Below are 12,072 nucleotides of genomic sequence, written 5' to 3'. Positions count from 1 at the left end.
TCAAGCCAGAATCATGGCTTGAGCCTTCCGCACTATGTCGCTCACTCCCCACTCCTGTATCGACGCCAAAGCTTATCGGCCGGACATCGACGGCCTGCGCGCGCTGGCCGTGCTCAGCGTGGTCGCTTTCCACATCGGCCTGCCCGGATTCGGCGGCGGCTTTGTCGGCGTAGATATATTCTTCGTCATTTCCGGCTTCCTGATCAGCGGCCTGCTGCGGCAGGAATTGCTTGCGCAAGGCCGCATCGACTTCAAGGCTTTCTACGCTCGCCGCATCCGCAGGCTTGCGCCCGCGCTGGCGCTGGTGCTGGCCGTCAGTCTGGCGCTGGCCTACTTCGTGATGCTGCCGGACGACCAGATCAAGCTGGGACGGGAAGTCCGCGCGGTCGCCACGCTGTCCGCCAACCATCACTTTCTCAAGCACGCTTTTGATTATTTCGACTCCGACGCCGACCTAAAAGTCTTGCTGCACACTTGGTCGCTGGCGGTGGAGGAGCAATATTATCTGGTCTGGCCCTTGCTGCTATGGGGCGTCTTCCGCCTGAGCAAGGGGGATCGCCATGTCACCGACCTGCGCATGCGTCTGGCCCTGGGCGCGGTCTTGCTCGGATCGCTGGGCTTGAGCTTATGGCTAAGCTATCGCGATACGCCGCAAGCCTTTTACCTGATGCCCGCCCGCGCCTGGGAATTCGCCGCCGGCGCTCTGCTGGCCTTGCTGCCGCCCCCGCGCGGAGGCCGGCGCCTGGCCTTGCCCATCGCCGCGCTGGGTCTGGCGCTGCTGCTGGCGTCCATCGCGCTGCTGAATGAACGCATGGTCTTTCCCGGCGTCATCGTGTTGCTGCCGGTCATCGGCAGCGTGCTGTTCATTCTGGCCGGCATGCTGGACCCGTCCAATCCGATAAGCCGCTGTATCGGCTCCCGTCCCTGGACCAGCATCGGCCTTCTGTCCTACGGCTTTTATCTGTGGCACTGGCCCTTGCTGGCGCTGGGCCGCTATTGGGGCCTGGGCGAACGCGATCTGGGCCGCGACGCGCTTCTGGGCGGCGTCTTGGCGCTGGCGCTGGCCTGGCTGAGTTACCGCTATGTGGAACAACCGCTGCGCCGGGGACAATGGCGGAAGCTGAGCGACACCCGGTCCACGCTGCGAACCGGCCTGGGCATCACCCTCGGCCTATGGCTGCTGGGCACGGTCGCCATGTATTTGCCCAAGCACTTTCCTTGGCCGGGACAGCAAAGCATTCTGCAGGCCAAGCGCGACGCTTTCCATTTTGTCGGCGATTGCGGCATGCCGGCCGCCGGCGTCCCCTTGTCCCCGCGCGCCCAATGCCTGATCGGCGCGCCCAGCGCGCCGCTTAAACTGCTGGCCTGGGGCGACTCCCACACCGACCATCTGATGCCGCTGTACGACGCGCTGGCCAAGGAGCGCGGCATCGCCATCCTGCGCCGGGTCTACCACGGTTGCCCGCCGCTGGCCGACGCCATGCCGGTGGGCGAAGGCAAAAAACGCAGTTGGTGCCCCAGCTTCGCGCGGGCCGTGCGCGCGGAATTGCCGCAGCTGGCGGCCCAAGGCGTCACCGGCGTGCTGCTCAACGCACGCTGGAACAGCTATACCGCCCAAGATCTGCCGGGCAGACCGGCCATGACCGGTCTGGTGGCCGCCGGTCTCGAAGGCGTCCCCAGCGTATCCGGCGGCATGAAGGCCGGCGTCCCTCCGCTGGACCGCGCCTCCTCGCTGCAGGTCCTGGAGCAATCGCTGGACCGCAGCGCGCAAGACATGGCCGGCCTGGGACTGAAAATCGTCCTGGTGCTGCCGGAGGCGGAGATGAGCAAGTCGCCGCCGGAATGCGTGGCCCGCTTGGGCGCGGCGGCCTGCAACGCGCCGCGCGCGGACGTTGAGCGACATCGCCTGCAGATTGTTCAGCTGCTGCAACGCGTCGCCGCCCGTCACCCCAACATCCGCTTGTGGGACCCCCTGGATCAGTTCTGCGACGCCAAGACCTGCTTCGCCAGCCGCGACGGCAAAGTGCGCTACCAGGACAAGGACCATATCACCGCCAGCATGGCGCTGACCTTGACGGATAGTTTCCGCCCCAGCTTCGACTGGGCGAGAAGCGCCGAACGCTGAACCCGCCCTCCTCGGAATGGCAGCCTCCCGGCTGCCATTTTCGCTTTTACCCACGCAATGCCGACGATGCCGACGCCTGGTGTAAAATGGCGTTTTGCCTGAACCAGATAGACACCTCGCCATGACAGATCTCCTCGCCGGCCTCAATCCAGAACAACTGCGCGCCGTCACCTGGCCCGACAAGAGCGCGCTGGTGCTGGCCGGCGCGGGCAGCGGCAAGACCCGGGTGCTGACCACCCGCATCGCCTGGCTGTTGTCCACCGGACAAACCAGTCCCAGCGGCGTTCTGGCGGTAACCTTCACCAACAAGGCCGCGCGCGAGATGCAGACCCGGCTGGCGACCATGGTGCCGGTCAACGTGCGCACCATGTGGATAGGCACTTTCCACGGCCTGTGCAACCGCTTCCTGCGCTCCCACTACCGCGACGCCGGCCTGCCGCAGACCTTCCAGATTCTGGACTCCGCCGACCAACAGGCGGCGATCAAACGCCTGCTGAAAAGCCTGGAACTGTCCGACGAGAAATTCCCGCCGCGCGCGGTGCAAAGCTTCATCAACGGCAGCAAGGAAGCCGGCCTGCGCGCCGACAAGCTGCCGCCGGCGCTCAATCCCTACGAAGCCAAGCTGGTGGAGCTGTACGCCGCCTACGACGCCCAATGCCGCCGCGAAGGCGTGGTGGACTTCGCCGAACTGCTGTTGCGCAGCTACGAGCTGCTGAGCGCCAACCAGGCGCTGCGCCAGCATTATTGCAGCCGCTTCCGCCACATCCTGGTGGACGAGTTCCAGGACACCAACCGCCTGCAGTACGCCTGGCTCAAGCTCTTGGCCGGCGACGGCGGCTCCTTGTTCGCCGTCGGCGACGACGACCAGAGCATCTACGCCTTCCGCGGCGCGGAAGTGGGCAATATGCGCTCCCTGCTCAACGACTTCTCGGTCAGCGAGCCGGTGCGGTTGGAACAGAACTACCGTTCGATGGGCAATATCCTCAATGCCGCCAACGCGCTGATCGAGCAGAACGACGGCCGGCTGGGCAAGAATCTGTGGACCGACGCCGGCGAGGGCGAAAAGATCCGCCTGTTCGAAGCCTACTCCGACGGCGAGGAAGCCGAGTTCATCAGCGACGAGGTGCGCAGCCTCAAGCGGGACGGCTTCAATCTGTCCGACATGGCCATTCTCTACCGCTCCAACGCCCAGTCGCGCTTGCTGGAACACGTGCTGGTCAACGCCCAGATTCCCTACCGCATCTACGGCGGCCTGCGCTTCTTCGAACGCCAGGAAGTCAAACACGCGCTGGCTTATCTGCGCCTGATCGCCAACCCGGAAGACGACAACGCGCTGCTGCGCGTGATCAATGTGCCGGCGCGCGGCATCGGCGCGCGCACGGTGGAAGGCCTGCAAGCGGTCAGCCGCGAGCAGGGCGTCACCCTGTGGCAGGCCGCCTGCGCCTCCGGCGGCGGCCGCACCGCGGCCAAACTGGGCGAGTTCGTGCTGCTGGTGGAACGCATGCGCGAACGCGGCCGCGAGCTGCCGCTGGCCGAAGCCGTCAGCCTGGCCATAGACGACTCCGGCCTGCGCGCGATGTACGAGCAAGATAAGAAAGAAGGCGAAGAGCGCCTGGCCAACCTGGACGAATTGATCAACGCCGCCGCCGGCTTCATGCCGGACGAGCCGGCGCAAGCGCTGACCGAATTCCTCAGCGCCGCCAGCCTGGAAGCCGGCGAACACCAGGCCGAAGCCGGCAGCGACGCGCTGCAACTGATGACGGTGCACGCCGCCAAGGGCCTGGAATTCGACGCCGTCTTCGTCTCCGGCCTGGAAGAAGGCCTGTTCCCGCACGAAAACAGCATGAACGACGGCAAGGGCCTGCAAGAAGAACGCCGGCTGATGTACGTGGCCATCACCCGCGCGCGTCAGCGCCTCTATCTGTCCAACGCGCAAAGCCGCATGCTGCACGGCCAGAGCCGCTACCCCATCCGCTCGCGCTTCGTCGACGAAATCCCGGCGGAGCTCACCCACGACCTATCTGCTAAAGTGAAAGCGACGGCCAAGACAAATGCATCGACAAATGCATCCTGGCGCGCGGTTCCGAAGGTGGGCCGCGTGGCCGCCGACAACAGCCAGGGCTTCCGCATCGGCCAATCGGTGGAACACGCCAAGTTCGGCAGCGGCGTGGTGATCAACGCCGAAGGCGGCGGCGAGGATGTGCGCCTGCAAATCAACTTCGCCGAGCACGGCGTGAAGTGGCTGGATCTGCGCTACGCCAAGCTGAGCGCCGGCTAAGCCTCTCGCCGCGGCGGCGGCCGCTTGAGCGATTTTTGTAAGTCGCACTGATGACAGTTTGCGGAGAATCGTCAAAGATAGCGAGATGAGCACAGCCAACACCAACTCGACCACCTTCCAGAGCGTCGCCGCCGCCAGCAAGACCGGCGCCGCGCCTCGGAAAAGCTACGACGATCCGTACAGCAAGCGTCTGTTCCTGATCATAGACAGCCTGCCGGAAATGCAGCGCGCGCTGGCGATGACCCTTTCCTCCTTCGGCGCCGACAAGGTGGAGTACGCCAGCAAGGCCGGCGACGCGCTGGCCAAGATGGGCAAGTACGAGTTCGACGTGGTGCTGTGCGACTACGATCTGGGCAACGGCTACGACGGCCTCTACCTGTTCGAAGAGGTCAAGGAACGCAATCTGATCAAGCAGTCCTGCGTGTTCATGATCGTCACCGGCGAGCGCCGCTCCCAGCGCGTGATCTCCGCCGCGGAACTGGGGCCGGACGACTACCTGCTCAAACCCTTCACCGGCGAAGTGCTGCGCGAGCGGCTGGAAAAAGCGATGCGCCGCCGCGAAGCCTTCCGTCTGGTGGACGAGGCCATCATGCGCCACGAATACCTGAGCGCCATCGAAGTCTGCACGCGCCTGATCGGCGAGCGAGGCGAATTCACGCTGGACTTCATGAAGCTCAAGGGCTCGCTGGCGCTGAAGATAGGCGACTTCGACAGCGCGCGTTCCCTGTACATGGACGTGCTGCGCATCAAGCCGGTGCCCTGGGCCAAGATGGGCCTGGCCAAATCGCTGACCGGGCTGAAAGCCTACGACGAGGCGCGGCTGCTGTTCGAAGAGGTGCTCACCGACAACGACCGGGTGATGGAAGCCTACGACTGGCTGGCCAAGCTCTACCGCAGCAACCACAATCTGGACGAAGCCCAGGCCACCTTGAAACAGGCCACCGACATCTCGCCGGTGGTGTTCCGCCGCCAGCAACAGCTGGCGGAAGTGGCCCTGCTCAATAATCAGCTGGAGGTGGCGGAAGGCGCCTGCCAGACCACGCTGGACATCGCCAAATACACCTGGCACCGCAGCCCCACCCACTACGCCGCGCTGGCGCGGGTGCAACTGGCGCGCGGCGACACCGCCAACGTCGGCCGCACCCTGTCCAATCTGCGCCGCGACTACCGCTACAACGAAGAAGGCGAATGGATGGCCGGCGTGGTGGACAGCCAGCTGCAAAACAAAAAGGGCAACCGCGACAAGGCGCGTCAGTTGTTTAGCGACGCCGAGACCAAATTCCGCCAGCTGGCGCCCAAACTCAGCAGCGACGCGCAGATGGAGTTCGCCCGCGCCTGCTACGCCCAGGGCCACAAGGACGCCGGCAACAGCGTGATGCGCGACCTGGTGCGCAACCATCACGACGACGAGGAACTGCTGGCGCGCTTCGGCGACATGTTCGAAGAAGTGGGCCTGGGCGAGGACGGCCGCCAGCTGATCGCCGACAATGTGCAATCGGTGCTGGAACTCAACAACCAGGCGGTGCGCGAAGCCCAGGCCGGGCAATTCGACTCCGCCATCGAGCGCTTCGTCAAAGCCCACGAGGAAATGCCGCAAAACATCCAGGTCATGCTCAACCTGATCAACGCCACCATGGCCTACGTCCACCGCCAGGGCTGGCACGAAAGCCATATGCGCCGCGCCCACGACATGCTGAGCAAGGTGCGCGACCTCGCCCCCACCAACAACAAGTTCCAGAAAATCCTGCAAGCCTGGCGCATGCTGGTGGAAAAGCTGGGCAAGCCGCAATGGGTGCTGTAAGCCCCTGGCAAGATTGGCGCGCGCTGGTGGTGGACGACGAACCGCTGGCCTGCGAGCGCCTGCGCCAACTGCTGCGCGAGCAAGGCCTGCAACATGTTTACTGCCTGACCGACAGCCGCCAGGCCATGAGCTGGCTGGCGCAAAACCCGGCCGACATCGTGCTGGCCGACATCTCCATGCCCGGCGTTTCCGGCCTGGAACTGGCTCAGCAACTGCGGCGCCAGCCGCTGGCGCCGCAGCTGATCTTCACCACCGCCCATGAACAGTACGCGGTCAGCGCCTTCGAACTGGAGGCCATAGACTACCTGCTCAAGCCGGTGCGGCGCGAACGCCTGCGTCAGGCGCTGGAGCGCGCCGCCCGCCAGCGCGGCGATGCGCCGCAGCCGGAGGCCAGCTTCACCGTGCGCCAGCGCGACCGCCTGCTGCCCATCCCCTTCTCCCAGGCCCGCTACCTCAAGGCCGAACTCAAATACGTCACCCTGGTGACCCCGGACGCGGAATACCTGCTGGACGAAACCCTGATCGCACTGGAACAGCGGCTGGGCGACGCCGCCGTGCGCATCCACCGCAATTGCTTGGTGATGCGCCACGCGCTGCGCGAGCTGTTCCGCGCCAGCGCGGACGGCGAGGAACAATGGCAGGTGCGCCTGGCCGATATCGGCCAGCCTCTGCCGGTCAGCCGGCGGCAGCTGGCCGGCATCAAGCAATGCCTGCACCAGCAGGACTAGGCGCGCCCTTCCCTCCCCGCGCGCCGTCGCCATATATACAGATCACAAAACCAAAGCATCTGTAATCATTGATGGCAGAAAGCTGCGTTCTGATTTTCAATCGCATCAAGCTTGACTTTAGTCATTTGTCATTATCAGAACTAAAACTATCATCCTCGCCCATGCGCACGGTTCGCGCGGCAGCCTCCCGCCGCCGGCCATACATTCATTTTTGGGCAAGGAGCGGTCATGCGGTCATTGAAAATCATCTTGTTGTCGTCGGCGTTCAACGGACTCACCCAGCGCGCCTGGCTGGAATTGCGCCAGTCCGGCCACCAAGTCAGCGTGCAGCTGTTCACCAATGAACAGGAAGTCAGCGCCAACATCCAGCAATCCGGCGCCGATCTCGTCATCTGCCCCTTCCTCAAGGACCGGGTGCCGGAAACCCTGTGGCGCGACGCCAGCCGGCCGGTGGTCATCATCCACCCCGGCATCATCGGCGACCGCGGCGCCTCGGCGCTGGACTGGGCCATCACGCTGCGGGAAAAACGCTGGGGCGTCACCGCGCTGCAGGCGGTGGAGGAAATGGACGCCGGCCCGATCTGGTCCAGCTGCGAATTCGACATGCCGCCGGACGTACGCAAATCCGAGCTCTACAACGGCCCGGTCAGCGACGCCGCCCTGTATTGCATCCGCGACGTGGTGGAGAAGTTCGGCACCGGCTTCAAGCCCGCGCCGCTGGACTACGGCCAAGCGCATGTGCGCGGCCGGCTGCAAGCCAATATGCGGCAAAGCGACCGCGCCTTCCTGTGGCAACAGCCCGCCGCCGAGATCAAGCGCCGCATCGACGCCGCCGACGGTCAGCCCGGCGTACTGACGCAACTGGCCGGCGGCGACTACTACGTCTACGACGCCCATCTGGACTACCGCGCCGGCCAGCCTGGCCAACTGCTGGCGGTGCACGACGACGCCGTGCTGGTGGGCGCCGGCGAGCACAGCCTGTGGCTGGGCGCGCTGCGCCGCAAGCCGGAGGCCGGCGAAGAAACCTTCAAACGCCCGACGCGCCATGTGCTGGCCGGCTTGCTGGACGACGTGCCGCGGCTGGACTGGAGCCTCGCCACCCATCCTCACTGCGAAGAAAGCTATCAGCCCATCCGCTACCGCGAATACGGCCGCGTCGGCGAGCTGACCTTCGAGTTCTACAACGGCGCGATGAGCACCGAGCAATGCCGGCGGCTGAGCGAGGCCCTGCGCTGGGCCAAGGCCCAGGACACCAGCGTGCTGCTGGTGCGCGGCGGCCGCGGCAGCTTCAGCAACGGCGTCCACCTCAACGTAATCCAGGCCGCGCCGGAACCGGGGCTGGAAGCCTGGGCCAATATCCAGGCCATAGACGACGTCTGCCAGGAAATGCTGACCGCGCGGCAGCTGGTGGTGTCCGGCCTGAGCGGCAACGCCGGCGCCGGCGGCGTGATGCTGGCCCTGGCCGCCGATCTGGTGTTCGCCCGCGGCGGCGTGGTGCTCAACCCGCACTACAAGACCATGGGCCTGTACGGCTCGGAATACTGGACCTACAGCCTGCCGCGCGCGGTGGGCGAGGAACAGGCCCGGCAGCTGACCGAAGCCTGCCTGCCGCTGAGCGCGCGCGAAGCCTGGCGTCTGGGCATGGTCCACGACATCGGCCCGCACGACCCGCACGACTTCGGCGTCTGGCTGCGGCAGGCCGCCGGACTGGCGCTGAGCGACGACCGCTTCCGCCCGCAGCGCGCGCGCAAGGCCGAGCTGGATCTGGAGCGCATGGAGCGCTGCCGCCAGACCGAGCTGCTGGAGATGCGCCAGGACATGGTGGAAAACCGCGGCCAGTTCCTGGACAAATGCCGCAACTTCGTGCTCAAGCGCAAAGCCTGCGGCACGCCGCAACGCCTGATCGCCGACTGGGCGCAGGCGCGCTGAGCAACGGCGAGACAGCGCTTTAAACAGCCTTCAAAGAGCAAAGACCCGTCTCTTCAACGCCCAAACGGCCCGCCCTGGCGGGCCGTTTGATTTCAATCTCATCCCGAAAAACCACAGTATTGTTTTACGTACAACTACTTAAAACCCGCTTTTTCATCAGTCAAAGCTAAAAAATAGCCGCTCCTTCTTATAAAATCTGTCATCCCCTCTTTCCCCCTTCCTACGGTTGCTACATGCGGACACGGCTGGTTTATGCAGGATGCATCGCGATATGGCTGGTGCTGAGTGCGCTAGTGGCCCTGTCGGTCGCCAGTCACGCGCTGCTGGGCGCGGAGCAGCAATTCAACCGCGACGCCCTGCTGCTGTCCGAACAGCTCAATCAAAAACTGCAAAGCCATGAAACCGTGCTGGACAGCTACGCCACCTTCAGCACGCTGGACCGCAGCTGGAACCTGCCGTCCGAGAAAAGGCTGGCCCGGCAACTGCTGCGCCGTTATCCACAGATCCAGTGGCTGGGGCATATCGAACGCATCAGTCCCGGCCAATTGCCGATGTTCAGACAACGCTTGAAGCAGCTGTACGGCCAAGCGCTGCCCCTGCCCGCCGCCAGCGGCGATGGCTGGGAAGGCCGCTTCGGCCTGTTCCCGCTCGCCTTCATCGAACCCATGCCCCAGCCCGGCCTGCTGGCCGCGGACCTGGGCCGGCTGCAAGCCGCGCGCCAAGCCCTTCAGAACGCGCTGGAAAGCGGACGGATGGAAATCTCCAGTCAGATCAAGTTGCCCGGCCTGCCGGCCGGCTATCTGCTGATCCGCGCCATGGACGATATGCTGAGCAAGCCGCTGGCCGCCCCGCTGGCGCCGGCCCACTTCGCCGCCATGGCGATACGCGCCGACAGCCTGCTGCCCAGCCCGCTGGCGCTGCGCGAGGGCGTGGAAGTGCGCCTGTTCCACCGCAACGACCCGCCGCCCGGCCCGCCCACCCTGCTGCGCGACGCGGCACGCGCCAGCGCCCTGGAAACCCTGCTCTTCCCCCGGCTGGAAGCCCGCCATCCGCTGGGCGGCGCCAGCCAGCCGCTCTTGCTCACCATCAGCCAGCAACTGGGCTGGCGGCAGATAGGCGCGTTTGAATGGGGCATGCTGCTATTCCTGTCGCTGGCCTTGCTGGCCGGCCTGCTGCTGGTGTCGCACCACTATCTGCAACTGGCGCACGGACGTCGCCAGCGCGAAAACCAACTGTTCTACCTGGCCAATCACGACCGTCTGACCGGCCTGGCCAACCGCAATCTGTTCTACGACCGGCTGCAACACGCCATCTCTCGGGTGGACCGCAGCGGCAAGCGGCTGGCCTTGCTGTTCCTGGACCTGGATCGCTTCAAACCGGTGAACGACACCTACGGCCACATCACCGGCGACCGCATCCTGCAACTGATCGCCGCCCGCATCAAGGAAGAATTGCGCGGCGAAGACACGGTGGCGCGGCTGGGCGGCGACGAGTTCGTGGTGCTGATGGAAGACATAGAATCCAACCGCGAGGCGGACAAAATCGTCAATCGCCTGAAACAGGTGATTCATCAGCCCTACGAGGTCAACGATAACCTGATCACGGTGGGCGTCAGCATCGGCATCGCCTATTACCCGGAGGACGGCCTGTTGATCGACGAACTGCTGACGGTGGCGGACCGCAAAATGTACGGCGACAAGCGCGAGATCGCGGCGGCGGGCGCCGAGACGGCCTGATCCCAGGCCGCCGCAACCCCGCCCCCGCTAATGCGCGGCCTCCCCAAGCGCGACGCCTGACGACGCCGTCTCCCGCGGCCGCGCCAGGCCGTTGAACCAGACATTCAGCGCCACCGCGCTGACCGTGGCCAACAGGATGCCGCTGTGCAGCAGCGGCGCCAGCACCTCCGGCAGCTGCCGGAAAAAACCAGGCGATACCGTGGGAATCATGCCCAGGCCCAGGCTGATGGCCACCACCAGCAGATTATGCCGCTGCGTCTGATAGTCCACCTTGCCCAGAATCTTGATGCCGGTGGCCAGCACCATGCCAAACATCACCAGGCCCGCCCCGCCCAGCACAAAGGGCGGAATCGAGGCCACGATCAGCGACATCTTGGGCACCAGGCCAAACACCACGAGAATGCCGCCGGCCATCACGCACACCCAGCGGCTGCTGACCCCGGTGACACCCACCAGGCCGACGTTCTGGGAAAACGAGGTATGCGGGAAGGAATTGAACAGACCGCCGATCACCGTGCCCAGCGCATCCACCCGCAGACCGCGCACCAAGGCCGCCCTGTCCACCGGACGCTCCACGATCTCCCCCAGCGCCAGAAACATGCCCATGGACTCCACGAAGATGATCAGCATCACCACGGTCAGCGTCAGGATGGACCACAGCTCAAAACGCGGCATGCCGAAACGGAAGGGCGCGATGGGCGCGAACCAGGCCGCCTCGCCCAGGCCGCCCAAATTGACCTTGCCCAGCAGCAAGGCCAGGACAAAGCCGAACAGCAAACCCAGCAACACCGCGATATTGCAGAAAAAGCCTTTCAGATAGCGGGTGATCAAGAGGATGAACACCAGCACCGCCACCGATACCCCCAGATAGAGCGGATGGCCGTAATCCGGGTTGCCCCTGCCGCCGGCGGCCCAGTCTATGCCGACGCGGATGATGGACAGGCCGATGGACGTGATCACCACCCCGGTGACCAGCGGCGGAAACAGGCCGATCAAGCGCCCCATCAGCGGCACCAGCAACAGGCTGAGCACCCCGGCGCCGATAGTGGCGCCGAAGATGCCGGGCAGGCCCAGCGCCGGGTTGCCGCCAATGGCCACCATCGGGCCCACGGCGGCGAAAGTCACCGCCATGATGACCGGCAGCCGGATGCCCAGGCCGCGGAAGCCCACGCACTGCAATAGCGTCACCAGCCCGCAACAGAATAAATCGGCGCTGATCAAGAACGCGATCTGCTCCTTGGGCAAGCCCAGGGAACCGCCGATGATCAGCGGCACCGCCACCGCGCCGGCGTACATCACCAACACATGCTGCAGGCCCAGGGTGAACAGCTTGCCCGCCGGCAGGGGCTGATCCACCGGGTGCACCGTCTGCTTGCCATCCATGCTCGTCTCCTTGGTAGATGCCGGGCCGCTTTTTCAAACACGCGGTCCTGGCGACTTGCGGGTATTACACAATCGACTCCTTGACAGCAAAA

Annotated in this window: 7 protein-coding genes; 6 read left to right on the top strand and 1 reads right to left on the bottom strand. The window is 65.1% G+C overall.

The features are described from left to right. Window positions 1-34 precede the first annotated feature (34 nt). The 6 genes from AB1Z25_RS00280 to AB1Z25_RS00255 all read left to right on the top strand — a co-directional run bounded on the left by AB1Z25_RS00280 (window position 35) and on the right by AB1Z25_RS00255 (window position 10,597). Window positions 35-2,125, top strand: a complete 2,091-nt coding sequence (locus AB1Z25_RS00280; RefSeq protein WP_486636365.1) for an acyltransferase family protein — start codon at window positions 35-37, stop codon at window positions 2,123-2,125. A gap of 121 nt (window positions 2,126-2,246) precedes the next feature. Further along, window positions 2,247-4,403, top strand: a complete 2,157-nt coding sequence (locus tag AB1Z25_RS00275) for a UvrD-helicase domain-containing protein (RefSeq protein ID WP_235085037.1) — start codon at window positions 2,247-2,249, stop codon at window positions 4,401-4,403. A gap of 85 nt (window positions 4,404-4,488) precedes the next feature. Beyond that, on the top strand, window positions 4,489-6,204 hold the full coding sequence (locus AB1Z25_RS00270; protein WP_107797762.1) for a tetratricopeptide repeat-containing response regulator: 1,716 nt from the start codon (window positions 4,489-4,491) through the stop codon (window positions 6,202-6,204). Continuing rightward, the gene (locus AB1Z25_RS00265) at window positions 6,192-6,932 is read left to right on the top strand and encodes a LytR/AlgR family response regulator transcription factor (protein WP_227106391.1); all 741 of its coding nucleotides are present in this window, start codon (window positions 6,192-6,194) and stop codon (window positions 6,930-6,932) included. Before AB1Z25_RS00270 ends, AB1Z25_RS00265 begins: the two co-directional genes overlap by 13 nt. A 228-nt stretch (window positions 6,933-7,160) precedes the next feature. Beyond that, complete coding sequence (locus tag AB1Z25_RS00260) at window positions 7,161-8,861, top strand: hydrogenase maturation protein (protein WP_486636364.1); 1,701 nt, start codon at window positions 7,161-7,163, stop codon at window positions 8,859-8,861. A gap of 278 nt (window positions 8,862-9,139) precedes the next feature. Then, window positions 9,140-10,597, top strand: coding sequence for a diguanylate cyclase domain-containing protein (locus tag AB1Z25_RS00255; RefSeq protein WP_486636363.1), 1,458 nt, complete (start codon window positions 9,140-9,142; stop codon window positions 10,595-10,597). 27 nt (window positions 10,598-10,624) lie between these two features. Here the strand turns inward: AB1Z25_RS00255 and AB1Z25_RS00250 are convergent, their stop codons facing one another. Beyond that, window positions 10,625-11,980: a nucleobase:cation symporter-2 family protein gene (locus tag AB1Z25_RS00250; RefSeq protein ID WP_107797758.1), complete on the bottom strand. Its 1,356-nt coding sequence runs from the start codon at window positions 11,978-11,980 to the stop codon at window positions 10,625-10,627. Between the last annotated feature and the right edge of the window lie 92 nt (window positions 11,981-12,072).

This window comes from Chromobacterium sp. HL1, assembly GCF_057418835.1.
The sequence above is the reverse complement of the archived record's forward strand: the minus strand, read 5'-3'. Positions and strand labels throughout refer to the sequence as shown.

What these genes read in the sequence shown, in the direction of transcription:
- AB1Z25_RS00280 (WP_486636365.1), top strand. Translation starts at nt 35, where the DNA reads ATGTCGCTCACTCCCCACTCCTGTATCGACGCCAAAGCTTATCGGCCG.
- AB1Z25_RS00275 (WP_235085037.1), top strand. Translation starts at nt 2,247, where the DNA reads ATGACAGATCTCCTCGCCGGCCTCAATCCAGAACAACTGCGCGCCGTC.
- AB1Z25_RS00270 (WP_107797762.1), top strand. Translation starts at nt 4,489, where the DNA reads ATGAGCACAGCCAACACCAACTCGACCACCTTCCAGAGCGTCGCCGCC.
- AB1Z25_RS00265 (WP_227106391.1), top strand. Translation starts at nt 6,192, where the DNA reads ATGGGTGCTGTAAGCCCCTGGCAAGATTGGCGCGCGCTGGTGGTGGAC.
- AB1Z25_RS00260 (WP_486636364.1), top strand. Translation starts at nt 7,161, where the DNA reads ATGCGGTCATTGAAAATCATCTTGTTGTCGTCGGCGTTCAACGGACTC.
- AB1Z25_RS00250 (WP_107797758.1), bottom strand. Translation starts at nt 11,980, where the DNA reads ATGGATGGCAAGCAGACGGTGCACCCGGTGGATCAGCCCCTGCCGGCG.